Source organism: Ruegeria sp. AM7 (genome assembly GCF_056535965.1).
Genome location: NZ_JBQFJE010000003.1, coordinates 1,720,560 through 1,747,228, shown reverse-complemented (window position 1 = coordinate 1,747,228; position 26,669 = coordinate 1,720,560). Strand labels below are relative to the sequence as shown.

Genomic DNA, 26,669 nt, shown 5'->3' with positions numbered 1-26,669 from the left:
ATGCAAAAATTGAAAACCGGCGTGATGCCCCCATGTTAGGCTGAGATGTCCAGAAGGAGATACCGCATGAGGGTCAACGCAGATTTCACAAAGCGCGTCGCCGTCCACTTTGATCAGAACGAATGGGTCGCGTCCCCCGCAGCCGGGGTCGAGCGAAAAATGCTGGACCGTATCGGTGAAGAAGTTGCCCGCGCCACTACAATCGTCCGGTTTGCGCCGGGCAGCGCGTTCGCTGCGCATACCCATGATGGCGGTGAGGAGTACCTGGTTCTGGATGGAGTGTTTCAGGACGAAACAGGCGACTTTCCGGTTGGCAGCTATGTACGCAACCCGCCGACGTCCTCTCATACGCCCTCGGCCAAGGACGGCGCGACGATTCTGGTCAAGCTGCATCAGTTCGACCCTGCAGACAGAACCGAAGTGCGCCGGTCCATCGAGGGGGCGGAAAAACTCCAGCTGTTCAAGGATGACCTTGAAGATGTGCGGGTTCTCAGTTTGGCGCCGAATGAAGCGCTGGGTTTGAATGCCGAAAAGGGGCTTGAGCTGTTTGTTATCGAAGGCACTGTTCGGGAATCGGATGAGGCGTTTTCCGATTGGGATTGGCTTCGCTTGCCACCTGGCACCCACTCCGTCGCCACGGCAGGAGAGGCCGGCGCACGGGTCTGGATCAAGTCCGGGCATCTATCGCAGATGGTTTGAATTTCGCCGCTGCATCAAAAACAGGCATATTTTTCCGAAAACCGGGCCGTTGAGCCAGGTTTTTTGATTTTTTGACCATTTGGCAAATTTTACCAATTGATAAAATTTCAGACTGTGGCAAGCTGATCCCATAACAACCATATCTACAGGGAGTAGAGCGATGGCACAGGGCCAGATGGCCCCCGGCATTGTCTCCGGGCGGCTTTCCAGCGATGAGCTGACCTCGAATTTCACGGATTTGCATCCACCATTGGCCCCGCATGAGGCCGCCGTGGCTGCTGATCGGTGCTATTTCTGCTATGACGCGCCATGTGTGGCGGCCTGTCCGACCGAGATCGATATCCCGCTGTTCATGCGGCATATTCAGGCCGGGCAGCCCGAAGCAGCGGGCGAGACCATTCTGGCGCAAAACATTCTGGGCGGTATGTGCGCCCGCGTATGTCCGACCGAGACACTATGCGAAGAAGCCTGTGTGCGCGAAGCCGCCGAAGGGGCTCCGGTCGAGATTGGGCGCTTGCAGCGTTATGCAACTGATAGTGTGATGGCGGGCGGGGCGCATCCGTTCGACCGTGCCGCGCCGACCGGAAAGACTGTCGCGGTGATCGGGGCAGGGCCCGCTGGGCTGGCCTGCGCGCATCGGCTGGCGATGCTCGGGCATGACGTTGTCATTCACGAAAGCAAGCCCAAGCCCGGCGGCCTGAATGAATACGGGATTGCGGCCTATAAATCGACCAACAACTTCGCGCAGGCCGAGGTAGATTGGCTGATGCAGATCGGTGGTATTACGATTGAGACGGGATCGGTTCTGGGCGACACGATCTCGCTAGATGGGCTGTCCACGAATTACGACGCGGTGTTCCTGTCGATCGGTCTGGCAGGGGTGAATGCCCTGCGCGCCGGTGGCGTCGACAAAGACGGCGTGCGCCCGGCGGTCGAGTTCATCTCGGACGTGCGGCAGGCCAGTGATCTGGCGACGCTGCCCGTGGGACGCAATGTCGTTGTCATCGGTGGTGGCATGACCGCTGTGGACGCGGCGGTGAAGTCCAAGCTGCTGGGGGCCGAGCATGTGACCATTGCCTATCGCCGAGGGCGCGACGCCATGGGCGCCAGCCGGTACGAGCAGGACTTGGCGGCCTCGCATGGGGTCAAGATCATGGCCAATGTGCAACCCGTGGCCGTGCATGGAAATGGCGCAGCGGCTGAGATCGAGCTGGAGTATACATCCAGCGAAGGTGGGCAACTGACCGGCACGGGCGAGGTGATCCGCTTGCCTGTAGATCAGGTGTTGAAAGCGATTGGTCAGACGCTGGAGGGCGCGCCCGAAGGGCTTAAGCTCGACGGAAATAAGATCGCTGTCACGGGCGCGGGTCGAACCTCGGTAGTTGGAGTCTGGGCCGGAGGCGACTGCGCTGCTGGTGGCGAAGACCTGACCGTGACCGCCGTAGCCGAAGGCCGTGATGCGGCAATGGATATCCACGCGAACCTGACCGCGTGAAAACTGGATTTTGGATGCTGAATGGCATCAGGAGGGCCGGATAAATGGCTGATTTAAAAGCAAACTTTCTGGGCATCGAAAGCCCGAACCCGTACTGGCTGGCCTCGGCGCCGCCCACCGACAAAGAATACAACGTCCGCCGCGCGTTCGAGGCCGGATGGGGCGGTGTGGTCTGGAAAACGCTGGGGTCCGAGGGGCCTCCGGTGGTGAACGTAAACGGGCCTCGCTACGGTGCAATCTATGGCGCGGATCGGCGGTTGCTGGGTCTGAACAATATCGAGTTGATCACCGATCGTCCGCTTGAGGTGAACCTTGAAGAGATGGCACGGGTCAAGGCCGATTACCCGGATCGCGCGCTGATCGCTTCGATCATGGTTCCGTGCGAGGAAGAGGCGTGGAAAGCTATTCTACCACGGGTCGCCGAAACCGGGGCAGATGGGATCGAGCTGAACTTTGGCTGTCCCCACGGCATGAGCGAGCGCGGTATGGGCTCCGCCGTCGGCCAAGTGCCGGAATATATCGAGATGGTCACCCGGTGGTGCAAAAAATACTATGACCGCCCGGTGATCGTGAAGCTGACGCCAAACATCACGGATATTCGCAAACCTGCCGAAGCCGCAAAGAATGGCGGCGCTGATGCGGTGTCGCTGATCAACACGATCAACTCGATCACCAGCGTCAATCTGGACACGTTCAGCCCTGAACCGTCGATCGACGGCAAAGGCAGCCACGGAGGGTATTGCGGCCCAGCGGTGAAACCGATTGCCCTGTCGATGGTGTCCGAGATTTCGCGGGCTCAAGCGACGCATGGCCTGCCGATTTCCGGCATCGGGGGCGTGACCACATGGCGTGATGCGGCCGAGTTTATGGCGTTGGGTTGTGGTACAGTTCAGGTCTGTACTGCTGCGATGACCTATGGCTTTAAAATCATCGACGAACTGACCGCCGGGCTGTCGAAATGGATGGATGAGAAGGGGTACAAAGACGTCTCTGAAATCGTCGGTCTGGCTGTGCCAAACGTGACGGATTGGCAGTATTTGAACCTCAACTACGTCGCGAAAGCAAAGATCGATCAGGACCAGTGCATCAAATGCGGCCGTTGCTACGCTGCGTGCGAAGACACCAGCCATCAGGCGATTTCAATGTCTGAGGATCGTGTTTTTGAGGTGATGGACGACGAATGCGTTGCCTGCAATCTGTGTGTGGATGTGTGTCCTGTGGATGGGTGTATATCTATGGAGCCGATGGCCGCGGGAGAGGTTGACCCGCGCACGGGTCGCGAAGTGCAGCCCACCTATGCGAACTGGACGACGCACCCGAACAACCCGATGGCCAAAGCGGCTGAGTAATCACAAAAAAGGGGCCGGCAATCGGCCCCTTTTATCAGGGCGTCAGAAGTTTGCGATACAGTGTATCGATAAAGGGTTCAGCGCCCTCGAACGGGTCTTCATCAGCCAGTATCGCACGGACCTGAACATCAAAATCCGCATAATGCTGCGTCAATGCCCATATCGAAAAGATCAGGTGATAAGGATGCAGTTTTGCTATTTTACCCTGATCCATCCATCTGACCAGAATAGCGGTCTTTTCATCGACCAGCGACTTGAGGTCACTCGACAGAGCCGCATGAATTCTGGGGGCACCCTGAACCAGTTCGTTGGCAAACAAGCGGCTTTCTCGCGGCAGGTCACGGCTCATTTCCAGCTTGCGGTGGATGTACGAGAGAATCTCTTGCATCGGATCGCCCGCTTCGTCCAAATCGTGCAAAGGGGCCAGCCAGACGTCTAGCAGGCCGGACAGCAGGGCGGTATGAATCGCTTCTTTCGAAGGGAAGTAATATAGCAGGTTTGGCTTGCTCAGACCCGCTTCGGACGCGATTTGATCCACGGTTGCACCCCGGAATCCGTGCGCTGAGAACACGTTCAATGCGGCCTCAAGAATCGCGGCGCGGTTCTTTTTCTGAATACGGGTCGGGGCGCGGTCTTTGGGCATGTTTTCAGGCTGTCTCTTTTTCCGGCATTCGGGCGTGAAATAGGTCAAAAAATCTGGCGGTGTCCTGCAATTTCTTGACTGATCTCGAACCCGTGATAGCGTGAGTTTGACCAGATGGTCAAATCAAGACACCAAAAGCGAGCCAAATCGCAAGCGACAGGGAAGAACAAGATGGCAGCTCCGGCGCAGAACCTACGGATTAATGGCGACAGGTTGTGGGACAGCCTGATGGAGATGGCCAAAATCGGCCCCGGTGTAGCCGGTGGCAACAATCGTCAAACCTTGACGGATGAGGATGCCGAAGGCCGCGCCTTGTTTCAAAAATGGTGCGAGGATGCGGGCTGTTCGATGGGGCTCGATCAGATGGGCAACATGTTCGCCAGGCGCGAAGGGACAGACCCGGACGCGCTGCCGGTTTACGTAGGCTCGCACCTGGATACGCAGCCGACGGGCGGCAAGTATGACGGTGTGCTGGGGGTTCTGGGCGGGCTGGAGGTCATCCGCACGCTGAATGATTTGGGGATCAAGACGAAACATCCCATTGTTGCAACCAACTGGACCAATGAAGAGGGCACCCGGTACGCGCCAGCCATGCTGTCATCGGGCGTGTTTGCCGGAGTGCATACGCAGGATTGGGCGTATGCGCGCGAAGATGCCGAAGGCAAGGCGTTTGGTGATGAGCTTAAACGGATTGGCTGGCGTGGAGACGAAGAGGTTGGCGCGCGCAGGATGCATGCGTTCTTTGAGCTGCATATCGAACAGGGCCCGATCCTTGAGGCCGAGGGCAAGGATATCGGTGTGGTCACTCATGGTCAGGGCCTCAGCTGGACGCAGATCACAGTGACAGGCAAGGATGCACATACCGGTTCGACTCCGATGCCCATGCGCAAGAATGCAGGGCTGGCGATGGCTCGCATTCTTGAAAACGTGGATGAGATCGCGTGGTCCCATGCGCCTCATGCCGTTGGAGCGGCGGGGCATATCGATGTGTTCCCGAACTCGCGCAATGTGATTCCGGGCAAAGTGGTGTTCACGGTCGATTTCCGCTCGCCCGATCTGGAGGTGATCAGGGATATGGAGGCGCGTCTGCGGGTCGCGGCTGAGGATATTGTGGATGAAATGGGCCTGCAGATCGAGTTCGAGAAGGTGGGTGGGTTCGATCCGGTGCAATTCGACGAAGGGTGTGTGGCCGCAGTGCGCGATGCGGCTGAGCGGCTGGGCTATTCACATACGGATATCATCTCGGGCGCGGGGCATGATGCGTGCTGGATCAATCGCGTTGCGCCGACGGCCATGGTGATGTGTCCTTGCGTGGATGGGTTGAGCCATAACGAGGCCGAGGAGATCAGCAAGGACTGGGCAGCAGCCGGGACGGATGTTCTGTTTCACGCGGTCGTTGAGACGGCGGAGATCGTGGAGTGAAGTTGGGTATTTTTCTGGCAGCATTGCAGATGACTGCAATGCCATTGACAGCGGAAACCTGGGAGGTTCGCCATCTGGCTTACAAGGGCGGTACCAGAGCGTTAACGGTGCCCGAACAAGAGGCACAATTTTCGGTTGCTCATTTCGGAACTTACGAAAGTGGACAACAGCTTCAGGTCGGGTGCAACGTGACGTCTCTGCCCTATACCGAAAACGCCATTCGTGGCTTCATTAGGGTTTGGGTCGGTGGCGATCCATTGTTTGGCAGTCAAATGAAATTTGTTGCCGAATTTGATGGGAATGAAGCGATACCTCTCGGCAAATTTAGCTATGCGCGCAGTAATTACTGGGGTGAGTTGCCGCCGGGTTTTGTTTCGCTGGGTGCCAGCCGCGAGCATCTTGTGCTCACCGATGATGAGAACGATTTCGTTTTCGATGTTCCACTGAAGAACGCAGCGGATGCGATGTCACACATAAAGTGTTTGGGAGATGAGCAATGAGCACTGTTATCAAGAACGGCACGGTCGTGACGGCGGATTTGTCTTACAAGGCGGATGTGATGGTCGAGGGCGGCGTGATCACCGAGATCGGGATGGATCTGAAGGGCGACAAGGAGTTGGACGCGACCGGGTGTTATGTCATGCCGGGCGGGATTGATCCGCATACCCATCTGGAGATGCCGTTCATGGGCACCTATTCCAGCGATGATTTTGAAAGCGGCACGCGGGCGGCTTTGGCCGGGGGCACCACTATGGTGGTGGATTTCGCGCTGCCCAATCCGGGTGAAAGCCTGCTGGATGCGCTGAAGCGTTGGGACAACAAGTCAACGCGGGCGAATTGTGATTACTCGTTCCACATGGCGGTGACCTGGTGGGGTGAGCAGGTGTTTGACGACATCAAAACCGTGATCGAGACGCGCGGGATCAACACGTTCAAGCATTTCATGGCTTATAAGGGCGCGTTGATGGTCAATGATGATGAGCTGTTTGCCTCATTCAAGCGGCTGGCCGAGCTGGGTGGCACGGCCATGGTGCATGCCGAGAATGGGGATGTGGTGGCTGAGCTGAGCGCCAAGCTGCTGGCTGAAGGGAATACGGGCCCCGAGGCGCATGCTTATTCGCGTCCACCGCAGGTTGAAGGTGAAGCGACCAACCGCGCCATCATGATTGCCGACATGGCGGGTGTGCCTTTGTATGTGGTGCATACCTCCTGTGAGGAGGCACATGAGGCCATTCGGCGCGCAAAGATGCAGGGCAAGCGCGTTTGGGGCGAACCTTTGATCCAGCACCTGACCCTGGATGAGAGCGAGTATTTTCACCACGATTGGGAGCACGCGGCGCGGCGGGTCATGAGCCCTCCGTTCCGGAACAAGCAGCATCAGGATAGTCTGTGGAACGGGTTGCAGTCGGGTACGCTGAGCGTGGTGGCCACCGATCATTGTGCCTTTACCACCGAGCAAAAGCGCTATGGCGTGGGCGATTTTACCAAGATCCCCAACGGGACTGGTGGGCTGGAAGATCGGATGCCGATGCTGTGGACCTATGGGGTAAATACCGGGCGTCTGACCCCGAATGAGTTTGTGGCTGTTACTTCAACAAATATCGCCAAGATATTGAATTGCTATCCGAAGAAGGGTGCCATTCTGGTCGGTGCGGATGCGGATATCGTTGTCTGGGATCCTGAGAAAACCAAGACGATCAGCGCCGAGACGCAGCAATCCTCGATCGACTACAATGTGTTCGAGGGCAAAGAGGTCAAGGGCCTGCCACGCTTTACCCTGACACGCGGTCAGGTGGCGGTGCATGACGGGAAAATCCGCACGCAGGAGGGTCATGGCGACTTCGTCGCACGTGAGCCGAACGGGCATGTGAACCGGGCATTGAGCACGTGGAAAGAGCTGACGGCTCCGCGTCCGGTCGAGCGGACGGGTATACCGGCGACAGGGGTTTAAGAGTTGACGCAAAGCACAGAATACCCAACTGCGATTCAGTTTATTGCGTTCGCGGTTCTCGCCACGCTAATCGCTGTGCTCGCGTTTTGGGTAATTGTTGCAATGCTCGCACTGCCCGAAATTGGGCTAGCGAACTTGCTTTCCAGCCTGCTGTCGATGTTAACGCTTACTTTGCTGCTCGGATGGCCAATCTGGGGTCCGATACTGCTTTGCGCGCTATTCCCGGGTTGCGTTGTTTTTGTGGCGATGCGTCGCGTTGCTACCAGACTTCCAATCGGTCGCCGCGGGCCTACACTGATCGCGGCGGCAGCTGTATCCGTGTGTTCCTGGACTGGCGCTGGCATACTGTTTTGGGCTTTCAGTTCAGCTAGTCAGCCCTTTGGGAATGCCTTCCTGTTAATTTTCGGAGTCCCTGCCGCAATGATTGCGGCGTGGGTCACACTGCCTATTCCTGAGTAAGAAATGCCAACCGATCCAAACAACAATTCGGCAGTCGTAGAAGCTGCCAATCTCGACCTCACCTTCCAAACCAATGATGGCCCGGTTCACGCGTTGAAAGATGTGAACCTGACCATCGACAAGGGGGATTTCGTCAGCTTTATTGGCCCCTCGGGCTGTGGCAAGACCACCTTCCTGCGCTGTATCGCGGCGCTTGAGACGCCGACCGGCGGCACGCTGACCGTCAATGGCATGACCCCGGATGAGGCGCGGCGGAAGCGCGCTTATGGCTATGTGTTTCAGGCGGCGGGGCTGTATCCGTGGCGGACCATTTCCAAGAACATCAAGCTGCCGCTTGAGATCATGGGCTATTCGGCGGCCGAGCAGGAGGAACGGGTCAGCAAGGTTTTGGAACTGGTTGATCTGGCGGGCTTTGGCGGAAAATTCCCTTGGCAGCTGTCGGGCGGGATGCAGCAACGCGCCAGCATCGCGCGGGCCTTGGCCTTTGACGCCGATATCCTGCTGATGGACGAACCCTTTGGCGCTCTGGATGAGATTGTGCGCGATCACCTGAATGAACAGCTTCTGGCACTGTGGGCGCGGACGGGCAAGACCATCGGATTCGTAACGCACTCGATCCCCGAGGCGGTCTATCTCAGCACAAAGATCGTAGTCATGAGCCCTCGGCCCGGGCGGATTACGGATGTGATCGACAGTCCTCTGCCCAAGGAACGCCCCTTGGATATCCGCGACACGCCCGAGTTTATCGAGGTCGCCCATCGCGTGCGTGAAGGGCTGCGGGCGGGGCATTCGGATGACTAGCGGCCTGAAAGCCTTTTGGGCGGTGTTGACCGTCCTGACCGTGATCGTTGCCTTTTGGTACGCGGCCTGCGTGCCGATGAACATCAAGGGCGTGCTGACCGAACAAGAGCGGGCAGGGGCCGAAGTGCAGCCGCCCTCGGCCAAGGATCGGCGCGACATGTCCGAGCTCGGTCTGGTGCTGAACAACAGCTTTGCCATCCCCGCCACGTGGGCGCAGGATCGCCCCCGTCTGCCCGCGCCGCATCAGGTCGCCATTGAAATGTGGGAGACGACGGTGCAGAAAAAGATCACCTCGAAACGGTCGCTGATCTATCACGGCTGGGTCACGCTCAGCGCGACGATGCTGGGGTTTGCCATCGGCACCGGGCTGGGCATTTTGCTGGCCGTTGGGATTGTGCATAGCAGGGTGATGGACCTGTCGGTGATGCCATGGGCCATTGTCAGTCAGACCATTCCGATCATCGCGCTGGCCCCGATGATCATCGTGGTGCTGTATTCCGTGGGTATTCAGGGGATCATTCCCAAGGCGGTGATCTCGGCCTATCTCAGCTTTTTTCCGGTGGTCGTGGGCATGGTCAAAGGTCTGCGCAGCCCTGATGCGATGCAGCTGGACCTGCTGCGCACATATGGCGCCAGCCGGTCGCAAGGGTTCTGGAAACTGCGCCTGCCAGCCTCGATGCCGTATCTGTTCACCTCGCTGAAGATCGGTATCGCCGCCTCGCTGGTCGGGGCCATCGTCGGAGAGCTTCCGACCGGGGCCGTCGCTGGGCTGGGTGCGCGTCTGCTAGCGGGCAGTTATTATGGACAGACGGTGCAAATCTGGTCAGCCCTGTTTGCGGCGGCCATTCTGGCGGCCGGTCTTGTGGCGCTGTTGGGCGTGATCGAGCGGACGGTGTTGAAACGGATGGGGATGGCGCAATGATCTTGGTTATTGGTGCAATCCTTCTGTGGCTGCTGGGCTGGTGGGTGAATGGCCGTTTGGCCAGTGGGCCTTATGCTGACACGCGCATTGTGGGCGTTCTGGCACCGCTGATTTTTGGCCTTACAATCATCGGCATGTGGGAGCTGCTGGTGCGGGGGCTTGAGGTGCCGCTGGTCATCCTGCCCGCACCTTCGGTGATTGCGGTACGCTTTGCGGACAGTCTGCCGATCCTGTGGGCAGATTTCGTGCAGACCATCGTCAAAGGGGCGCTTAGCGGCTACATCATCGGGTGTGGTGCCGCGTTTCTGATGGCGATCGCCGTGGACCGCTGGGATTTCCTGCGTCTGGGTCTGCTGCCCGTGGGGAATTTCGTGGCTGCGCTGCCTATCGTTGGAACGGCACCCATACTTGTGATGTGGTTCGGGTTTGACTGGCATTCCAAGGCTGCAGTTGTGGTGGTGATGGTGTTCTTTCCGATGTTGGTGAACACCGTTGCCGGCCTGCGCGAGGCGACGGCAATGCAGCGCGACCTGATGGAGACCTATGCCGCAACCTATTGGCAAAGCTTTCTGAAACTGCGCCTGCCTGCGGCGATGCCGTTTGTTTTCAACGGGTTGAAGATTTCCACCACATTGGCCCTGATCGGCGCTATTGTGGCTGAATTCTTTGGCTCACCGACCCTGGGAATGGGCTTTCGGATCTCCACCAGCGTCGGTCAGCTCTCGCTGGATATGGTCTGGGCCGAGATCGTGGTAGCCGCACTAGCCGGAACTGCATTCTATGGCGCGGTCGCGATGATCGAAAAGGCGGTGACCTTCTGGCACCCGTCACAAAGAGGATAACACTTCAACAGACCCCGAAAACGGGGCACCAACAGCAACTAGGAGACATGAAGATGAATAAGCTACTTAGCGGGGCGCTGGCTGCCTTTGGACTTACAGCCGGTGCGGCATGGTCGGCGGATGAGGTGACATTGCAGCTGAAATGGGTCACGCAGGCGCAGTTTGCGGGTTACTACGTGGCAGCAGATAAAGGGTTCTACGAGGAAGAGGGGCTGGACGTCACCATCCTGCCCGGCGGCCCCGATATCGCGCCCACGCAGGTGATCGCAGGGGGCGGCGCGGATGTAACCGTCGAATGGATGCCCGCCGCGCTGGCCGCGCGCGAAAAGGGGCTTCCGCTGGTCAATATCGCCCAGCCCTTCAAAAGCTCGGGCATGATGCTGACCTGCTGGAAGGATGCGGGGATCACCTCGCCCGAGGATCTGAAGAACCGTACGCTAGGTGTCTGGTTCTTTGGCAACGAATTTCCGTTCATGAGCTGGATGAGCCAGCTGGGTATCGACACCAGTGGCAAAAGCGAAAGTGGGGTTGAAGTCCTGAAGCAAGGCTTCAACGTCGATCCTTTGTTGCAGCGTCAGGCCGATTGCATCAGCACCATGACCTATAACGAATATTGGCAGGTGATCGACGCGGGCGTCAGCCCTGATGAGCTGGTGACGTTCAAATACGAAGATCAGGGCGTCGCGACGCTGGAAGATGGCCTGTATGTGCTGGAGGAAAACCTCAGTGATGCGGCCTTTACCGACAAGATGGAGCGTTTTGTCCGCGCCTCGATGAAAGGCTGGAAATACGCCGAGGAAAACCCGGATGAGGCGGCCGATATCGTGCTGGAAAACGACGCGACCGGTGCCCAGACCGAAGAGCACCAAAAGCGCATGATGGGTGAAATCGCCAAGCTGACCGCTGGTTCGAACGGTGCGCTGGACCCTGCGGATTTTGAACGCACGGTGGGCACTCTGCTGGCTGGCGGGTCGGACCCTGTGATCACCAAACAGCCCGAGGGCGCTTGGACACATCAGATCACGGATGCAGCCCTGAACTAAGCCGTCTGTCAGACGCATTTGACGCGGTCCCTTCGGGGGCCGCGTTTTGCGTTTGAGATGCCGGAAAAGTGTGTGCCATTCGTTGAAAAATGCCTTAGTATTCCTTTGAAAATAAACGCATTTGGTTCCGATTGCGTTGATATGGGGAGAATATGCAGGGATTTGCATCAGAATTCACATCGGCTTTGGCTCTGATCCTGAACGGGGATGCCGAGTTGTGGGCGATTGTTCTGTTGTCCCTGAAAGTTTCGATTTTTGCCGTACTGATCGCTGCGTTGATCGGGATGCCTGTTGGGGCAGCGCTGGCCGTTGCGCGATTTCCCGGTCGGCGGGCGCTGATTGTGTTGATGAACGCTTTGATGGGGTTCCCTCCGGTCGTTGTGGGGCTGTTGGTTTATCTGATGCTGTCGCGCTCAGGACCATTGGGTGTGCTGGAACTGCTGTATACGCCCACGGCCATGATCATCGCACAGGTCGTGCTGGTGACACCGATCGTAGCTGCTCTGACACGACAGGTGATTGAGATGCTGGCCGAGGAATATTCGGAACAGTTGCGATCGCTGGGCGTGTCGCGTCTGGCCTCGGTTCCGGTTCTGCTATGGGACGCGCGGCTGGCGTTGATCACGGCGCTGCTGGCCGGGTTTGGCCGCGCTATCGCCGAGGTGGGCGCGGTGATCATCGTGGGCGGCAACATCAATCACGTGACGCGGGTGATGACCACGACCATCGCGCTTGAGACCTCCAAGGGCAATCTGGCGCTGGCATTGGCGTTGGGCGCGATCCTGATCGGAATTGCAATCGCGGTAAACGCTATGGTCAGCGCAGTCAGCTTGCGGGCGGAACAAGAGGGGCTGCGTCATGCGTGATCTGCTATGTGATACAGCCAGCAGCCTGTTGGTGCGAAATTTGCGCGTTGTTCGAAACGGCAAAGCGCTGCTTAATGTTTCGCGCCTTTCGCTGGACGGGCCGGGGCCGACGCTGATCCTAGGGCCGAACGGTGCTGGTAAAAGCCTGCTTTTGCGTTGTTTGCATGGCTTGATCGAACCAGATCAGGGACGGGTTGAGCAGGACGGGACTCCGCTGACCGATAGGCACAAAGCGCAACAGGCGATGGTGTTTCAACAACCTGTGCTGCTGCGCCGCTCGGTTTCGGCCAATCTTGATTTCGTTCTGAAACGTCAGGGGTTGCCGCGCGGTGCCCGCAAGCTACGGATCGAAAGCCTGTTGGCTGAGGGCGGGCTGGAAGGCAAGGGGCGTCAGCCCGCGCGATCCTTGTCCGGGGGCGAGGCTCAGCGGCTGGCCATCCTGCGCGCGCTGGCGCTGGACCCCGAGACGCTGTTTCTGGACGAACCTACCAGCGCGCTGGACCCAAGCGCGACCCAGATGATCGAGCGGATGATCCTGCGAGCATCAAGTCGCGGCGTGCGGATTGTCATGGTGACCCATGACATTGGGCAGGCTCGCAGACTGGCTGTGGATATCGTCATGATGCAGGGTGGGCATGTGGTTGAACATGGGCTGGCTAAACAGGTCTTAAACGCGCCTCAAAGTGATGCTGCACGCCGCTATCTGGCGGGCGGGCTTGTGACTTAATCAATAAGACGGAGATCGAAATGATCCGGAATTTTCTTCGGGCAGCATTGCTTTCGCTTGGCCTGGCCGCACCTGCGTTCGCCGAAGAGCCCTTTATTGTCGTGCAATCGACCACGTCCACGCAGAACTCGGGGCTTCTGGACTATATCTTGCCGGGGTTCGAGGCCGAAACTGGGATAGACGTGCGTGTGGTGGCTGTGGGCACCGGGCAGGCGATCCGCAATGCGGTCAACGGGGACGGAGACGTTCTGCTGGTCCATGCCAAACAGGCCGAGGATCAGTTCGTCGCCGATGGTTGGGGCGTCGAACGCTTTGACGTCATGTATAACGATTTTGTTCTGGTTGGGCCGAAATCCGACCCGGCCAAGGTTAAAGGCGGCGTGGATATCGTGGCGGCTTTGACCGCTGTGGCCGAGGCCGAGGCCCCCTTCGCCTCGCGCGGGGATGACAGCGGCACGCATAAGGCCGAGATGCGCCATTGGACTGTGGCCGAGGTTGATCCCACGGCTGCATCGGGCGCATGGTATCGCGAGACGGGCTCGGGCATGGGGGCGACGCTGAATGTGGCCAGCGGGATGGATGCCTACGTGCTGACCGACCGCGCCACGTGGCAATCCTTTGGCAACAGGGGCAATCTTGAGGTGATGGTCGAGGGCGACCCGCGTCTGTTCAACCAATATGGCGTTATTCTGGTGAACCCGGATAAGCATCCGCGTGTTCGGGCTGCAGCGGGTCAGCGGTTCATCGATTGGCTGACCGGACCGGACGGGCAGGCGGCAATTGCGTCTTACAAGCTGGACGGCCAGCAGTTGTTCTTTCCCAACGCCAGCGGGTCTTAACCGCTGGCACCGTTGTGATGGATCGTGCACAGATGGGTCAGGTCATAGCCGCCAAACTCTGCTGAGCGGGCGGCAAATCGGTCGGATTGCACAAAGGCCAGCAGTTTGAGCATCGGTTCGTCGAAATAGGCCCGCCGCCAGATGGCCAGGTCCAACCGTTCAGCATGGGTCGGGCGGAAGCCCAGATCATACAGTCCCGCCAGCGCGCCCAGACCAAACCCGGCGTCGGCTTTGCCGTCATGCAGGGCGATCGCCAGCTCTTCCTCGGTACGGGCGCAGGTTGGCAGGGCGTCCAGATCCGCGCGGGTGAGGCCATGTGCCTCCAATTGCCCGTCAAACAGGCGCTGGCTGGCGGCCGACTCCTGCCGCAGGATCACGCGACGGCCTTTCAGGTCGGTAAATCCTGAGATGTCACTCACACCCGGAGCCAACAGCAATCCACGCTGACGCTGCGCAACTTCATACAAAACCACCGGCGCCTCGCCCAACGCACCGCGCAGAGCCCCAAGGTTGAACCCGCCGTCTTCGTGAATATGCAGCGCGGCAGCCTGCGCAGTCCGGTCTTTCAACCGGTTCAGGCCATCGAACGAGCCGTCATAGTACGTCGCCAACCCCGAACCGCTTTCGCGCAGCGCCCAGTCCAACAACGGATCATGGCTGCCCGCAACGATCGGAGGCAAGGGCGGTTCTGCCACCTGCGGGCCACTGCGCGACGCGTTCAGCCAGGCGATGACCTCGGCGCGGGGAAACAGCAGCTTTCCCATGGCGCGCACGCAGGGCACCTCGCCCGACGAGGCCAGATCATAGGCTTTACGCTCGCCGATACGCAGCAGGTCGGCCAGTTCCTTTGTGGTCAGGAATTCAGGCATTCAGTCGAGGCGCACCGCAGACCCGGTGCCCGCATCGGCGGCACTGAATCCGATCTGATTCAGCATAAAAGGCGCAGCTATTGCAATGACGACCATGGCGGCCACGGCGGCAAGGAAGGCTTTCATCTGTCTCCTCCGGTCTTTTTAGTTTTCCGGTGCCGTGGCGCGGCGCAGAAAGGCGATCAAATCGTCCCGGTCGCTGGGCTGCGTGATCCGCTGCATCGGCATTTTCGACCCCGGAATGTAGTGGTCTGGCCCCTCGTCGAAAAGGGCATTTATGGTCTCGTCATTCCAAATGATATCAGAGTCTTGCAGCGTATCCGAGTAGAAATATCCCGGCAGTGACCCGGCCTTGCGTCCGAACACCCCATGCAGCGTCGGCCCGGCGCGGCGCTGGCCGTCCGGTGTCAGGCTATGACAGATTGAACACTTGCGGGCAAACTGCCGCTCACCATTGCTCATCTGATCGGGGTTTTTGAGGAAGCTGGGCTCGGATGCAGCCATCCGTTCTTGTTCGCGCAGATTGGCGACCGGCCAACTGTACATCGCCTCATCAATACCACCGGCGTGGATGTTTTGACCATCGGGTGAAAAAGCCAGCGCCCAGACCGGACCGCGCAAAGTGGCGCGGAAATCCTGTGCGATGCGCCACTCGACCGTGTCGATCACCATGATGAAGCCTTCGCCGTCGCCGACGGCCAGCATGCTGTGATCCGGGCTGAGTGCCAGCGCCAGAATAGGGCGACGGTCGAGGGTGAAATCTCGTTCCTCGCCCGTGGTCAGATCGCGAATGCGGGTCACTCCATCGACCGCACCATAGGCGATCCAGTTGTCTTGCGCGTTCAGGACCAGTTCGTTGATGCCAAAGCCATGCTCGACCACACGCAGAGATTCCTGCCCGCTGGCGACATCCCACAGGCGCAACGCCCCGTCGACCCCGGCGGAATAGAGCTGTGATCCGTCGGGCGTAAACACAACCGCATTGACGCCGCCGCCCGCAGACAGAACCGTGGGGTCCGACCCATCCGCCGGCCAAAGGCCAATTGTGCCGTCCCAACTGGCCGTCGCCACATGTGTTTTTGACGCTGCGATATGGACGATCTTACCCTTGTGCTGGCCCACAACCTCTCCGCCCGGCCAGCGGCGCAGGGTGAAATCATCACCTGCGGAATAGATCGCAGTGCCGTTGAAGGCGACTGCGTTTACTGCCGCCTCGTGGCCTTCCAGCCATTCGGGCATCTGGTCGAACCAGAGGCCGACCGAGTTGTCGAAGCTTGCCGTGGCGATCCGCCCATCCGGGGCCGTGGCGATCCCCATGATCGGCCCGCCATGGCCTTTTAGCGTAAAGAACTCGGCCCACGCGGGCAGGGGGATCAGCGCAAGGATCAGCGCCAGTACGCGCATCTATTCAGCAGGCGAGGCTGCGCCCTTGGTAGCCTCTTTTTCCTGCACCTCTGCCAGCCACAGCGAATGGTGTTCACGCGCCCACTGTTCTTCGACCTCGCCGGTTCCCATGGCGTCAAATGCGCCTTCCATCCCGACCGAGCCGAGGTAGATATGGGCGATGATGATGGCGATGAAGACATAGGCGATCATCACGTGCCAGACCTGCGCGTATTGCATTTCCTCTTGCGGCGACATTTGCACCGGCAGATTCAGGCCCATTGCCTGAGGCAACCCGGTTGCGTTGGCGATCTGGAATGTTTTGGCAAACAGGGGCATTTCGAACGGAAACAACAGTGACAAACCCGACAGGCTGATCGACACGCCCAGCAAAATGCAGGCCCAGAAAATGACCTTTTGCCCTGCATTGAATTTCTTGGCCGGAGGGTGGCTGTTTTTGGTGAAAAGCCCACCGCCAGCGGCCAACCACTTTAGGTCGGTACGGTTTGGGATGTTATGGGCGATCCAGTTTACAGTGACGATGATAAGGCCCAGCATGAAGGCCCATGCCAAGTTGTTGTGAAGCCATTTGCAGGCTTGCGCGATCGTCGCAAACCCTTCTTTTCCAAAAATTGGGATTAGAAAGTCTCGACCGTAAAGAGTCAGCAGGCCAGTGAGCCCAAGAATCAAAAACGATCCGGCAAAAAGCCAGTGGCCAAACCGTTCGAAACTGTTGAAACGCGTGACTGTGCGCCCGGTTTTCTCACCATCAATGCGGATTTTGCCGCGGATCAGGAAGAACAGAAGGATCACGGCGGCCATGCCGGCAATGATGTAGGTGCCGTATTCGCGCAGCGGTCCTGTGCGGAAAGCCCACCACCACATGCCGCCATCCTGTATCAGAACACTGGCTGCGGGCCCCTGAGACGACACGGTAACATCCGCCGACCCATAGCGCAGCGCGCGATAGACATCACTGTCCGAGGCCACACCGGCAGTACCAAACTGCCCCAGCAACCCTTCGACATTGCCTTGACCTGTGTTTTCCGAGCGATAGGCGTTGTCTACCTTCTCGCCCCGTTGACGGGCCAGAATATCCTCAAGCGTCGTGGCCCCTCCGGTGGCCGAGCGATCCGGTGCCGGGGATTCCGGGGCGTCCTGCGCCCATGCGGCTCCGGTCAGGAAGAGTGAGACGAGCAGAAATTGGATCAGGCGCATGGGTTCTCTCCCTATTCTTGGTCGTGTCAGCGGTCAAAGCCGCCGATTTGCGTGTGAAAGACGGCTCCGACAGGGGACAGGGCCGCCTGAAGCTCGTCTTTCGCGGGGCCGTAAACATCAAGCTGCACCGGCGTAAGCAAAGACATAAACCGATCCGCGAAGTTTGCCCCGAAATTCTGCATATGACTCATCGCATCTTCTGAACTTGCGTACCGTTCATAGATGTGAATTGCGTTGTCGCTTTGGTGCCACTCATAGGTTTTGGCACCTGTTTCCTTAAGGGTCGCGTCGACCATTTCTGCCATCAGGGCCTCGAACTCGGACTGTTTTTCCGGGTTCAGGTCCAGCTTCAACAGCCAGTAGATATCGTTGGTCATGGGCGTCCCACCTTCGTCAGGAAAGGCGGCGACCGACAGGCGGCCACCGTCAAGAGAAAGACAGCCCCCGGCCTAGCGCGGGGGGCTGTCGGGCTTTGGTTAGACCTTAGCCGTCTTTCTGGTCGTAGGCGGTGCCCCAACCCCATGCGCCCGAGCCAAACCCGCGCGCCACAACGCGCTCGCGGTAGATGGCCGAGACCACGTCGCCGTCACCGGCAAGCAGGGCCTTGGTGGAACACATCTCGGCGCAGATGGGCAGTTTGCCCTCGGCGATCCGGTTGCGACCATATTTGGCGAACTCTGCGGTCGAGTGCGTTTCTTCGGGGCCGCCGGCGCAGAAGGTACATTTGTCCATCTTACCGCGCGATCCGAAGTTGCCCGCCTGCGGGTATTGCGGCGCGCCGAAGGGGCACGCGTAGAAGCAATAGCCGCAGCCAATGCACAGGTCCTTGGAGTGCAGGACGACCCCTTCTTCGTTCTGATAGAAGCAGTCGACCGGGCACACCGCCATGCAAGGCGCATCCGAGCAATGCATACAGGCCACCGATATCGAGCGTTCGCCCGGGTTGCCGTCATTGATCGTCACCACCCTACGGCGGTTGATGCCCCATGGCACCTCGTGCTCGTTCTTACACGCGGTGACACAGGCGTTGCACTCAATGCAGCGTTCAGCGTCGCAGAGAAACTTTGCTCTAGCCATTTTCGTCCTCCTTTACGCTGCCGAGATCTTGCAGAGAGTACACTTGGACTCCTGCATCTGGGTCACTGAATCGTAGCCATAGGTCTGGGCGGTGTTGGAACTTTCACCCAAGACATAGGGGTCTGCACCTGCGGGGTATTTCGACCGCAGATCATCGCCCTGGAAATGGCCGCCAAAGTGGAACGGCATAAAGGCCACACCAGCGCCGACCCTGTTGGTCAGCATCGCCATCACCTTGACCTTTCCGCCCTCGGGCCCTTCGACCCAGACCTGTTGCCCGTCACGAATACCTAGGTTGTTGGCATCGCGGGGGTTGATCTCGACGAACATGTCCTGCTGCAGCTCGGCCAGCCACGGGTTCGACCGGCTTTCATCGCCGCCGCCTTCGTATTCGACCAGACGACCAGACGTCAGGATTATCGGGTAATCCTTTGAAAAGTCGTTCTTCTGGATCGAAGCATAAAGGGTGGGCAGGCGATAGGCCTGACGGTCCTCGTAGGTCGGATAGTCCTCCACCAGATCGCGACGCGGCGTATAAAGCGGCTCGCGATGCAGTGGGATCGGATCCGGGAAGGTCCAGACGACCGCGCGGGCTTTGGCGTTCCCGAAGGGCGCACAGCCATGCTTGATCGCAACCCTCTGGATACCGCCGGACAGGTCGGTCTTCCAGTTGGTTTCAGGACCCGCAACAGCGTCGATCGCCGCGCGTTCCTCGGCGGTCAGATCGCCGTCCCAGCCAAGGTCCATCAGCATCTGCATCGTGAATTCAGGGTATCCGTCCTGAATTTCCGATCCAACGCTATAGACCCCTTCGGCCAGCAGGTTGTCACCGTCGCGTTCCACACCGAAGCGGGCGCGGAAGGTCAGGCCACCTTCGGCCACCGGTTTGGACATATCATACAGGTTTGGTGTCCCCGTATGCCCCATCTCAGCCGTTCCCCAGCAGGGCCAGGGCAGACCGTAGTATTCGCCGTCGTTTGGTCCACCGATGGCTTGCAGCGTGGTTCTGTCGAACGTGTGCTGGTTGGCCATGTGGCTTTTCAGACGTTCCGGCGACTGACCGGTATAGCCGATGGTCCAGAGGCCCGAGTTGAATTCACGCGTGATGCTTTCAACATTCGGGGTCTCGGCATCTTCCATCTCGATATTGCGGAAGAAGCGGTCCGCCCAGCCGAACTTGTTGGCGAACTTGGCCATGATGACCTCGTCCGGCAAGCTTTCGAACAGCGGATCAACAACCTTGTCGCGCCACTGCAGAGACCGGTTCGATGCCGTGGCCGAGCCACGTGTTTCGAACTGCGTGCAGGCGGGCAACAGGTAGACACCATCGGTGCGGTCATGAAGCACCGCCGAGACGGTGGGATACGGGTCGATCACGACCAGCATGTCCAGCTTCTCCATCGCCGTCTTCATTTCCGTCATCCGGGTCTGCGAGTTGGGCGCGTGGCCCCACAGAACCATGGCACGGACGTTGTTGTCCTGATCCATGTTGGCCGGGTCTTCCAGAACACCATCAATCCAACGAGAGACCGGGATGCCGCGTTCGTTCTGAAGCGGCTTGTCCTTGCCTTCCTTGTCCTTGATCGTGGCGAACTGACCCGCCAGCCATTCGGGATCTTCGCCCCAGACACGGGCCCAGTGACCCCAAGCACCCTTCGACAGGCCATAGTAGCCGGGCAAGGTATGGGACAGAACACCAAGGTCCGTCGCGCCCTGCACGTTATCGTGGCCGCGGAAGATGTTGGTGCCACCACCCGATGTGCCCATGTTGCCCAGCGCAAGCTGAAGCACGCAGTAGGCGCGGGTGTTGTTGTTGCCGTTGGTGTGCTGAGTGCCGCCCATGCACCATACGACAGTGCCGGGGCGGTTGTTAACCATGGTCCGGGCAACGCGGCGCAGCTGCGAACCGGGCGTGCCGGTGACGCGCTCAACCTCTTCGGGGTTCCACTTGCGCACTTCTTCCTGAATCTGGTCCATGCCCCAGACACGGGTGCGGATGAACTCTTTGTCCTCCCAACCATTGTCGAAGATGTGCCACAGGATACCCCAGACCAGTGCGACGTCTGTACCGGGGCGGAAACGGACATATTCATCCGCATGGGCCGCGGTGCGCGTAAAGCGCGGGTCGCAGACGATCAGAGGCGCGTTGTTCTGCTCTTTAGCACGCAGGATATGCAGCAACGAGACGGGGTGCGCCTCGGCCGGGTTACCACCGATGATAAAGATGGCCCGGCTGTTGTGCATGTCGTTATACGAGTTGGTCATGGCGCCGTAGCCCCATGTGTTCGCAACGCCCGCAACAGTGGTCGAGTGGCAGATACGGGCCTGATGGTCCACATTGTTCGTGCCCCAGTAGGCGGCGAACTTGCGGAACAGATAGGCCTGTTCGTTATTGTGTTTCGCGGATCCCAGCCAGTACACGCTGTCCGGCCCGGATTCCTGACGGATGTTCATCATGCCGTCGCCGATCTCGTCGATCGCCTGTTCCCAGCTGATGCGCTTCCACTCTCCGCCTTCCTTTTTCATAGGGTACTTCAGGCGGCGCTCACCATGGGCGTGCTCGCGGACCGAGGCCCCCTTGGCGCAGTGCGCACCCAGGTTGAACGGGCTGTCCCAGCCGGGTTCTTGCCCGACCCAGACGCCGTTTTGCACTTCGGCAACGACTGTACAGCCGACCGAGCAGTGGGTACATACGGATTTGATGTTTTCTACGGCGGTGTTTGCCGCTGTCTGGGCGCTGGCTGGCGTCACGGTTCCACCCGTGGCGCTGATCGCGGCAAGGCCGCCGATCGTCAGGCCCGAGCCACGCAGAAATGCGCGGCGATCGACGGTTTTCTCGCCGACCTGGGACAGGATACTTGTCCGCTGGGGGCGTCTCGCAACCCCGTTGGTCTTTTTCCTAAGCATTACTTTCCTCCCTTGCGTGCCGTGTCAGCCACGGCTGCTTGGTACTTCGCAAAACCGACGTCAGGGCCAATCGCAACCGTCTGTCGGGTGTTGAAAACGTCCGATCCTAGAACCGGGTGCTTTCCAGATATGCGCGCGTATGCGCGGTGTCCTGCATCCGGGTTTCGTCCGTGGGCAGCTCGGCTGCTTCGGCCTGTCCGGTCAGGCTGGCGGCGGCGACAGCAGCAGGCGCTGCGGTTCCGGCCAGTTTGAGGAAGTCGCGGCGCGTTGCACCTTCTTCCTTGGTCTTGCTCATGGGGTTCTCCTTTCCCATTTGCAGTTTAACGCCCCGCTAGGGACGCTGGCGAATGACAACGTCTCACGCTGCCGACATTCGGAAAGCTTCACGCTCGATCTCCATGAAGACCCGACCGGCAGTGCCGACCGAGGCATAGAGGACCGAGTTCTCGGCGCCTTCCAAATCCGAATAGAAATGCGTGGCCCAAGGGCCGATATGTTTGTTCCAGAACGCTTTCTGGTCGTCCAAAGACGCGGGCGTACCGAACCGGCCGACGATCATGCCCGCCATCATCTCCATCAACGAGGCGATGTTGTCTTCGGGTTCATAGACGTTTTGCGCCCGCGTAATACCGCGCACGGCCATGTCGTTGCGCAGCTGAGCCAAGGGTTTCTCGTTCAGGAACCCGGTCAGGTAGAAGCTGGCATAGGGTAAAAGCTCTCCGCGTCCCAAACCAATGAACAGTGCGTTGAACTCACGTTCAGCAGCCGCAGGTTTGGTGACTTTGGCCACCCGCGACATCGCTTGGATGGCCTGACCCAGATCGCTGTCATCGCCGCTGAGGCCCACCATTTGGTCCAGAAGCATCTGATCTGGCGGACCGGCCAGCAGCAGGCCCAGAAAGTTGTAGAAATCCGCGCGCAGGCGATCCTCGGCTGAGACATCCATCTGTTGCGCTTCACTTGCGGTCATTCGGTTATCCTTCGAATTCAAATTTCATGCGGCGCGGGGCAGGGGCGACTTCCGCCTCCTCCGGCGCGTCTGGTTCTATTTCAGCCACGAGAACGGGCTCTGGGTCGGGCAGGTCGATCTCTTCGGGTTCAGGCTGAGGTTCCTCGGCCTTGACCTCGATCTCGGTTTCTTCCGCCTCGGCTTCGGCCTTGGCGGCCAGCGCTTCGACATGAGCAAGCATACCCTTGCCGACCTGATAGGCGGTCTGCAGATTTTCGATCACACAGGCCGCGTCGGTGTAGTCCTCACCATAATCCACCAAGCCGTCTATATTGGCCAATACCGGGTTCAGCCGCCACAACCGGCGCAAGGCGCGGCGGCGCAGACGGTCGGGAACGGCTTTGGCCATAAAGCCCGAGACGTCATCGCCCGCTTGCAACTGATCGGGATCGGGCAGGTTGAACTCGGCCAGAATCTCGGCGTCGGTCTTTTCCTCAAGCTCGGCGCGCTGGTCCGCGATCACCTGTTCTTCGGCTGCGATTACTTCGGCCTCAACCTCGGCCTGTACGGCGGCTTTGCGGCGGGACCAGAAATCGCGGGCTTCGGTCATTGGATGATCCTCCGCGGGGCGCGGTAAACATCGGACTCTTGCCGTATGCGCGCATCGCCTTTGCCATCTTCGACCAAATCAGTGCGTTTCTTGTCGCGCTTGCGTTTGACAAAAACCTCATCGCGGTGATGTTCCAACGCAAAATCCCGTACCCAGGCGATCAGCCCGTCGGTCATTGGAATTTTCTCGACAATCTCTTCACCGGTATCCGCGTAGTCCTGTCCTTCATAGGGTGAGGCTGTAACCAGCACAGCATCCATCGGGCGTTGCCCGTCCAGCGCATCACGCAGCACAAGGTATATCGAGGGCGTGCCGTCGGACAGGTTGACCATATACGCCTCGGTCTCATCCTCCCACAAAGTGAGGGGCAGGGTGGCAGCGTGGTATTCCACAGCTTCGCCTTCCCGGCGCATTTCGTGCCAATCGGCAGGGCCCGCACCGGGCAACACCGCAATCGCACGCCAGTTCCATTTCGCCCAGCGAGTCACACCGGGTGTTTTGCGCACAACAACGCCTATCGGCATTTCAATCTGAGTAGCGGCCTTCGCCACGTAAATCCTCCCCGGAAGACTCTCCCCTGCCTTCCCCATGTCCACTATGGTACACAAAGTGATCTTCTGCCAAGTCCAAGCACTACGACTTTAGTCGCATACGTCGATAGCGAGTTCGTGAGGGGCCTTGTTCCCGAGTAGAAAAACAGGGTTGTGTAGCGCGTCCGGGGTTTGGATTTGGCGTGTTTGCGATGGGGTTTACATTGCCGTCCCCCGAATACAGCTTACTGTGCTGTGAGATGGCGCGACATCCGGGGAGGGGATATGAGCACCAAGATTTTATTATGCGACTGCGCGGGCACTCAGCGCGTGGACGCAGACAAGATGGCATCCGCCTGCGATGCGACCTGTTCCAAGGTCCACACGGCCCTGTGTACGCGCGAGTTGGAGACAGCTGCCAAGTTTATGCTGGACGGTGACGTGATCGTCGCCTGCGGGCAAGAGCAGGAAGTTTTTCGCAACCTGGCCGATGAGCTTGGGGTCGAGGCCCCCGGTTTCGTCGATCTGCGTGACCGCGCGGGATGGTCGGATGAGGGCGCGCATGCAGCCCCCAAGATGGCAGCGCTGGCGGCCGAGGCGCTGTTGCCGCAGCCAATCACGCCCAGCGTCGATGTCGTCAGCGAAGGCACGTGTTTTATCATCGGCCCCGGTGCAGTTGCGTTTGATCTGGCCCAGCGTCTTTCGTCGACCTTGGCCGTCACGGTCCTCAGCACCGACGACAGCGAGCCGATGTCGCGCGCCTACGATGTGGTGCGCGGGCGTGTTCGGTCGCTGACCGGTGCTTTGGGCGGATTTTCTCTGCGGCTGGATGCACTACAACAGTTAGAACCCGGCGGGCGCGGGGCGTTTGCATGGTCTGAACCGCGCGATGGGGCGGGCTCATCCTGCGATATCGTGCTAGATCTGACCGGGGATACGCCGTTTGTGCAGGCCCCCGCCAAGCGCGAGGGGTATCTGAGGGCCGATCCCAAGGATACGGTCGCTGTTGAACGTCTGGCCTTTGAGGCCGCGCAACTGGTCGGCACGTTCGAAAAGCCGCTTTATGTGCGGATGGAGGAAACCCTCTGCGCCCATTCCCGCGCCGAACAGGTAGGGTGTTCGAACTGTCTGGATATCTGCCCGACTGGTGCGATCACCTCTGCGGGTGAACATGTAGCGATCGACCCTATGATCTGTGCCGGATGCGGTGAATGCGCGGCGGTTTGCCCCTCGACGGCGATCACCTACGAAGACCCGCCGGTTGCAGCACTTTTGTCTCGTATGCATATTCTGGCGCGCACCTTTAGACGGGCCGAGGGTCACGCGCCCCGGCTGCTGGTTCATGATGCCCACGGGGCTGAGATGATCCGGCTGTCCGCCCGCTTTGGTCGCGGTTTTCCTGCCGACGTGATCCCATTGGAACTGAACGTGATCTCTGGCTTTGGCCATTCCGAAATGCTGGCCGCGCTGGCCCATGGGTTTGCCCGTGTGGATGTCTTGCTGGCACCAACGACCGAGCGGGACGCGTTGGATCGTGAACTGGCATTGGCCGAGGCCATCGCAGGCGCGGGCAAGCTGGGCCTGATTGATCAGGCCGATCCGGATGCGATGTCTGACGAACTATACGCACAGGACGTACCAGAGCCTTTGGCCGACCCGGTGCTTCCCTTGGGCAACCGGCGTCAAATCGCACGCTTGGCCGCGCAGGCGCTCAACCCTCAGGCCGAAGCTCCGCTGCCATTGCCCGAAGATGCGCCTTACGGGGCCGTTGCAGTCAATACCGACAGTTGCACGCTGTGCCTAAGCTGCGTGTCGCTCTGCCCGTCGGGGGCGTTGATCGACAACCCCGACATGCCGCAATTGAACTTCCAGCAGGATGCCTGCTTGCAATGCGGTATGTGCCGGACAATCTGCCCCGAGGATGCGATCACTCTGGTCCCGCAACTGGACCTGAGCGATGCGGCCCTGTCTCAGCAGGTGTTGAACGAGGAAGAGCCCTTTGCATGCGTCGAATGTGGCGCGCTGTTTGGTGTGAAATCTACGGTCGAACGGATCATGGAGAAGCTGTCGGGCACGCATCCGATGTTCGCCACCTCGGACAAGGCGCGGATGATCCAGATGTGCGACAACTGCCGTGTAAACGCGCAGTTCCAGCAACAGGACAACCCGTTCCAGTCTGCGCCGCGTCCCAAGGTTGTTACGACCGAGGATTATTTCTCAAAGCGCAAGGATCACTGAAGCTGCAACGGTGCGCCCAGATCCGCGGCTTTGATGACCGAAACAAAGGCCAGTATCGCCTCCAACTCGTCCAGCGTCATCTGGACGGGGTGGATGGGCGAGGGGCGTTCGGGGTCAAAGGGCAATGTCAGCCCGTCGATCTGGGTAAAGGCGGGGTGTGGGTTCAGGGCAAAGAAGGCTTCGAATCGTTCCGACCAGTCGGGCATGGCGCGCAGGACGGCAAAGGATGGCGTCGAGCCCAGCCCATTCATGCGGTTTTGCGGGCCGATCACGTGGCAGCGCCCACAATGGGTCATCGACAGCTCTTCGCCCCACGCGGCGTCGCCATCAACCACGACCTCTTCCTGAACCGCCGCAATCTCAAACTCCGCCGAGAACGACGCGCCGGTTTCCGGGGCAAACCCTTCAACCGTGCGCTTGCCGATATCGGACAGCAGCCAGTCGCGGAACCGTTCGTGTTTGGCATCCTCACCGATCCTGAGGTGATAGATCACACCGTCGCGGGCAAAGACCGGTTCACCCGGCGGGCCGCTTTCCAGCACCAAAACGCCCGTATCATCCGCAATAACGCGTATCCCGGTCTTGAGCGAGAAGCGTGGAAGAATATGTTGCAACAGACCAGAGTCGGCAACCTCGGGCGGGGCAGCCAGCCCCAACGCCTCTTGCGACCAAGAGGGGCTGGCGGTGAGCGTCAGGCTCAGGCACAAAAGGAGTACGCGCATGAGGTCAGCCTAGCGGCAGCGCCCCGATTGCGTCAAATAAACAGAATGAGACGGAGACACATGCAATGAACAGCAGCCACACGGTTGGGAAAATCAAAGGGTTACAGG

Annotated in this window: 26 protein-coding genes and 1 pseudogene; 14 read left to right on the top strand and 13 right to left on the bottom strand. The window is 59.4% G+C overall.

Annotated elements, in window-relative coordinates:
- Nucleotides 1-66: 66 nt before the first annotated feature.
- The 3 genes from ACR3EG_RS12655 to preA all read left to right on the top strand — a co-directional run bounded on the left by ACR3EG_RS12655 (nucleotide 67) and on the right by preA (nucleotide 3,543).
- On the top strand, nucleotides 67-699 hold the full coding sequence (locus ACR3EG_RS12655; RefSeq protein ID WP_480496194.1) for a cupin domain-containing protein: 633 nt from the start codon (nucleotides 67-69) through the stop codon (nucleotides 697-699).
- Between the two features lie 160 nt (nucleotides 700-859).
- A complete protein-coding gene (locus tag ACR3EG_RS12650; RefSeq protein ID WP_480496192.1) occupies nucleotides 860-2,194 on the top strand; it encodes an NAD(P)-dependent oxidoreductase in 1,335 nt (444 codons plus the stop codon).
- A gap of 44 nt (nucleotides 2,195-2,238) precedes the next feature.
- Nucleotides 2,239-3,543, top strand: a complete 1,305-nt coding sequence (preA, locus tag ACR3EG_RS12645) for an NAD-dependent dihydropyrimidine dehydrogenase subunit PreA (RefSeq protein WP_480496190.1) — start codon at nucleotides 2,239-2,241, stop codon at nucleotides 3,541-3,543.
- A 34-nt stretch (nucleotides 3,544-3,577) separates the two neighbouring features.
- Here preA and ACR3EG_RS12640 read toward each other — a convergent pair whose 3' ends face one another.
- Complete coding sequence (locus ACR3EG_RS12640; protein ID WP_170352859.1) at nucleotides 3,578-4,186, bottom strand: TetR family transcriptional regulator C-terminal domain-containing protein; 609 nt, start codon at nucleotides 4,184-4,186, stop codon at nucleotides 3,578-3,580.
- 171 nt (nucleotides 4,187-4,357) lie between these two features.
- Here ACR3EG_RS12640 and ACR3EG_RS12635 point away from each other — a divergent pair, with 171 nt between their 5' ends.
- From ACR3EG_RS12635 to ACR3EG_RS12590, 10 genes are all read left to right on the top strand, one after another.
- Complete coding sequence (locus ACR3EG_RS12635; RefSeq protein WP_480496188.1) at nucleotides 4,358-5,608, top strand: Zn-dependent hydrolase; 1,251 nt, start codon at nucleotides 4,358-4,360, stop codon at nucleotides 5,606-5,608.
- Nucleotides 5,605-6,108 carry a hypothetical protein gene (locus ACR3EG_RS12630; protein WP_480496186.1) on the top strand — a complete coding sequence of 168 codons (504 nt, stop codon included), beginning with the start codon at nucleotides 5,605-5,607 and terminating at the stop codon, nucleotides 6,106-6,108. The genes ACR3EG_RS12635 and ACR3EG_RS12630 overlap by 4 nt, the downstream gene beginning before the upstream one ends.
- Complete coding sequence (gene hydA, locus ACR3EG_RS12625) at nucleotides 6,105-7,559, top strand: dihydropyrimidinase (RefSeq protein WP_480496184.1); 1,455 nt, start codon at nucleotides 6,105-6,107, stop codon at nucleotides 7,557-7,559. Before ACR3EG_RS12630 ends, hydA begins: the two co-directional genes overlap by 4 nt.
- Before the next feature lie 462 nt (nucleotides 7,560-8,021).
- A complete protein-coding gene (locus ACR3EG_RS12620; protein ID WP_480496182.1) occupies nucleotides 8,022-8,819 on the top strand; it encodes an ABC transporter ATP-binding protein in 798 nt (265 codons plus the stop codon).
- 4 nt (nucleotides 8,820-8,823) lie between these two features.
- The gene (locus ACR3EG_RS12615) at nucleotides 8,824-9,741 is read left to right on the top strand and encodes an ABC transporter permease (protein ID WP_480496574.1); all 918 of its coding nucleotides are present in this window, start codon (nucleotides 8,824-8,826) and stop codon (nucleotides 9,739-9,741) included.
- A complete protein-coding gene (locus tag ACR3EG_RS12610) occupies nucleotides 9,738-10,583 on the top strand; it encodes an ABC transporter permease (protein ID WP_480496180.1) in 846 nt (281 codons plus the stop codon). Before ACR3EG_RS12615 ends, ACR3EG_RS12610 begins: the two co-directional genes overlap by 4 nt.
- Nucleotides 10,584-10,636: 53 nt before the next feature.
- On the top strand, nucleotides 10,637-11,626 hold the full coding sequence (locus ACR3EG_RS12605; protein ID WP_170724175.1) for an ABC transporter substrate-binding protein: 990 nt from the start codon (nucleotides 10,637-10,639) through the stop codon (nucleotides 11,624-11,626).
- Between the two features lie 152 nt (nucleotides 11,627-11,778).
- Entirely contained in the window at nucleotides 11,779-12,492 is a 714-nt protein-coding gene (locus tag ACR3EG_RS12600; RefSeq protein ID WP_480496178.1) for an ABC transporter permease, read from the top strand.
- Nucleotides 12,485-13,219, top strand: a complete 735-nt coding sequence (locus tag ACR3EG_RS12595) for an ATP-binding cassette domain-containing protein (RefSeq protein ID WP_480496176.1) — start codon at nucleotides 12,485-12,487, stop codon at nucleotides 13,217-13,219. The genes ACR3EG_RS12600 and ACR3EG_RS12595 overlap by 8 nt, the downstream gene beginning before the upstream one ends.
- Nucleotides 13,220-13,239: 20 nt before the next feature.
- On the top strand, nucleotides 13,240-14,058 hold the full coding sequence (locus ACR3EG_RS12590) for an ABC transporter substrate-binding protein (protein WP_480496174.1): 819 nt from the start codon (nucleotides 13,240-13,242) through the stop codon (nucleotides 14,056-14,058).
- Here ACR3EG_RS12590 and ACR3EG_RS12585 read toward each other — a convergent pair.
- The 11 genes and pseudogenes from ACR3EG_RS12585 to ACR3EG_RS12535 all read right to left on the bottom strand — a co-directional run bounded on the left by ACR3EG_RS12585 (nucleotide 14,055) and on the right by ACR3EG_RS12535 (nucleotide 23,622).
- Nucleotides 14,055-14,927, bottom strand: a complete 873-nt coding sequence (locus tag ACR3EG_RS12585) for a substrate-binding domain-containing protein (protein WP_480496172.1) — start codon at nucleotides 14,925-14,927, stop codon at nucleotides 14,055-14,057. The genes ACR3EG_RS12590 and ACR3EG_RS12585 overlap by 4 nt on opposite strands.
- Nucleotides 14,928-15,053 (bottom strand): hypothetical protein, encoded by a 126-nt coding sequence (locus ACR3EG_RS12580; protein ID WP_480496170.1) that lies wholly within the window; start codon nucleotides 15,051-15,053, stop codon nucleotides 14,928-14,930.
- An 18-nt stretch (nucleotides 15,054-15,071) separates the two neighbouring features.
- Nucleotides 15,072-16,331, bottom strand: coding sequence for a c-type cytochrome (locus ACR3EG_RS12575; protein WP_480496168.1), 1,260 nt, complete (start codon nucleotides 16,329-16,331; stop codon nucleotides 15,072-15,074).
- A complete protein-coding gene (locus ACR3EG_RS12570; protein ID WP_480496166.1) occupies nucleotides 16,332-17,528 on the bottom strand; it encodes a formate dehydrogenase subunit gamma in 1,197 nt (398 codons plus the stop codon). It lies immediately after the preceding gene.
- Between the two features lie 26 nt (nucleotides 17,529-17,554).
- Entirely contained in the window at nucleotides 17,555-17,905 is a 351-nt protein-coding gene (locus ACR3EG_RS12565) for a putative quinol monooxygenase (RefSeq protein ID WP_480496165.1), read from the bottom strand.
- 106 nt (nucleotides 17,906-18,011) lie between these two features.
- Complete coding sequence (gene fdh3B / locus ACR3EG_RS12560) at nucleotides 18,012-18,605, bottom strand: formate dehydrogenase FDH3 subunit beta (RefSeq protein WP_037307340.1); 594 nt, start codon at nucleotides 18,603-18,605, stop codon at nucleotides 18,012-18,014.
- A gap of 12 nt (nucleotides 18,606-18,617) precedes the next feature.
- Entirely contained in the window at nucleotides 18,618-21,512 is a 2,895-nt protein-coding gene (locus ACR3EG_RS12555; RefSeq protein ID WP_480496164.1) for a formate dehydrogenase subunit alpha, read from the bottom strand.
- Nucleotides 21,513-21,618: 106 nt separating this feature from the next.
- On the bottom strand, nucleotides 21,619-21,807 hold the full coding sequence (locus ACR3EG_RS12550) for a ubiquinol-cytochrome c reductase iron-sulfur subunit N-terminal domain-containing protein (RefSeq protein ID WP_170352882.1): 189 nt from the start codon (nucleotides 21,805-21,807) through the stop codon (nucleotides 21,619-21,621).
- A 63-nt stretch (nucleotides 21,808-21,870) separates the two neighbouring features.
- Nucleotides 21,871-22,482, bottom strand: a complete 612-nt coding sequence (locus tag ACR3EG_RS12545; protein ID WP_480496163.1) for a TorD/DmsD family molecular chaperone — start codon at nucleotides 22,480-22,482, stop codon at nucleotides 21,871-21,873.
- Between the two features lie 4 nt (nucleotides 22,483-22,486).
- Nucleotides 22,487-23,083, bottom strand: a pseudogene (locus ACR3EG_RS12540) (DUF3306 domain-containing protein); the annotation flags it as partial.
- Complete coding sequence (locus ACR3EG_RS12535; RefSeq protein WP_480496161.1) at nucleotides 23,068-23,622, bottom strand: DUF3305 domain-containing protein; 555 nt, start codon at nucleotides 23,620-23,622, stop codon at nucleotides 23,068-23,070. The gene ACR3EG_RS12535 and the pseudogene ACR3EG_RS12540, both read right to left, overlap by 16 nt.
- A gap of 264 nt (nucleotides 23,623-23,886) precedes the next feature.
- Between ACR3EG_RS12535 and ACR3EG_RS12530 the strand changes: the two genes are divergently transcribed.
- Complete coding sequence (locus ACR3EG_RS12530) at nucleotides 23,887-25,839, top strand: 4Fe-4S binding protein (protein ID WP_480496160.1); 1,953 nt, start codon at nucleotides 23,887-23,889, stop codon at nucleotides 25,837-25,839.
- On the opposite strand, the gene ACR3EG_RS12525 is transcribed toward ACR3EG_RS12530, so the two are convergent.
- Nucleotides 25,833-26,561: a c-type cytochrome gene (locus tag ACR3EG_RS12525; RefSeq protein WP_480496159.1), complete on the bottom strand. Its 729-nt coding sequence runs from the start codon at nucleotides 26,559-26,561 to the stop codon at nucleotides 25,833-25,835. The genes ACR3EG_RS12530 and ACR3EG_RS12525 overlap by 7 nt on opposite strands.
- Nucleotides 26,562-26,669: the final 108 nt, after the last annotated feature.

Bases quoted from the DNA above. Each gene is read 5' to 3' on its own strand.
- ACR3EG_RS12655 (WP_480496194.1), top strand. From the start codon at position 67: ATGAGGGTCAACGCAGATTTCACAAAGCGCGTCGCCGTCCACTTTGAT.
- ACR3EG_RS12650 (WP_480496192.1), top strand. From the start codon at position 860: ATGGCACAGGGCCAGATGGCCCCCGGCATTGTCTCCGGGCGGCTTTCC.
- preA (WP_480496190.1), top strand. From the start codon at position 2,239: ATGGCTGATTTAAAAGCAAACTTTCTGGGCATCGAAAGCCCGAACCCG.
- ACR3EG_RS12640 (WP_170352859.1), bottom strand. From the start codon at position 4,186: ATGCCCAAAGACCGCGCCCCGACCCGTATTCAGAAAAAGAACCGCGCC.
- ACR3EG_RS12635 (WP_480496188.1), top strand. From the start codon at position 4,358: ATGGCAGCTCCGGCGCAGAACCTACGGATTAATGGCGACAGGTTGTGG.
- hydA (WP_480496184.1), top strand. From the start codon at position 6,105: ATGAGCACTGTTATCAAGAACGGCACGGTCGTGACGGCGGATTTGTCT.
- ACR3EG_RS12620 (WP_480496182.1), top strand. From the start codon at position 8,022: ATGCCAACCGATCCAAACAACAATTCGGCAGTCGTAGAAGCTGCCAAT.
- ACR3EG_RS12610 (WP_480496180.1), top strand. From the start codon at position 9,738: ATGATCTTGGTTATTGGTGCAATCCTTCTGTGGCTGCTGGGCTGGTGG.
- ACR3EG_RS12605 (WP_170724175.1), top strand. From the start codon at position 10,637: ATGAATAAGCTACTTAGCGGGGCGCTGGCTGCCTTTGGACTTACAGCC.
- ACR3EG_RS12600 (WP_480496178.1), top strand. From the start codon at position 11,779: ATGCAGGGATTTGCATCAGAATTCACATCGGCTTTGGCTCTGATCCTG.
- ACR3EG_RS12595 (WP_480496176.1), top strand. From the start codon at position 12,485: ATGCGTGATCTGCTATGTGATACAGCCAGCAGCCTGTTGGTGCGAAAT.
- ACR3EG_RS12590 (WP_480496174.1), top strand. From the start codon at position 13,240: ATGATCCGGAATTTTCTTCGGGCAGCATTGCTTTCGCTTGGCCTGGCC.
- ACR3EG_RS12585 (WP_480496172.1), bottom strand. From the start codon at position 14,927: ATGCCTGAATTCCTGACCACAAAGGAACTGGCCGACCTGCTGCGTATC.
- ACR3EG_RS12580 (WP_480496170.1), bottom strand. From the start codon at position 15,053: ATGAAAGCCTTCCTTGCCGCCGTGGCCGCCATGGTCGTCATTGCAATA.
- ACR3EG_RS12575 (WP_480496168.1), bottom strand. From the start codon at position 16,331: ATGCGCGTACTGGCGCTGATCCTTGCGCTGATCCCCCTGCCCGCGTGG.
- ACR3EG_RS12570 (WP_480496166.1), bottom strand. From the start codon at position 17,528: ATGCGCCTGATCCAATTTCTGCTCGTCTCACTCTTCCTGACCGGAGCC.
- ACR3EG_RS12565 (WP_480496165.1), bottom strand. From the start codon at position 17,905: ATGACCAACGATATCTACTGGCTGTTGAAGCTGGACCTGAACCCGGAA.
- fdh3B (WP_037307340.1), bottom strand. From the start codon at position 18,605: ATGGCTAGAGCAAAGTTTCTCTGCGACGCTGAACGCTGCATTGAGTGC.
- ACR3EG_RS12555 (WP_480496164.1), bottom strand. From the start codon at position 21,512: ATGCTTAGGAAAAAGACCAACGGGGTTGCGAGACGCCCCCAGCGGACA.
- ACR3EG_RS12550 (WP_170352882.1), bottom strand. From the start codon at position 21,807: ATGAGCAAGACCAAGGAAGAAGGTGCAACGCGCCGCGACTTCCTCAAA.
- ACR3EG_RS12545 (WP_480496163.1), bottom strand. From the start codon at position 22,482: ATGACCGCAAGTGAAGCGCAACAGATGGATGTCTCAGCCGAGGATCGC.
- ACR3EG_RS12530 (WP_480496160.1), top strand. From the start codon at position 23,887: ATGAGCACCAAGATTTTATTATGCGACTGCGCGGGCACTCAGCGCGTG.
- ACR3EG_RS12525 (WP_480496159.1), bottom strand. From the start codon at position 26,561: ATGCGCGTACTCCTTTTGTGCCTGAGCCTGACGCTCACCGCCAGCCCC.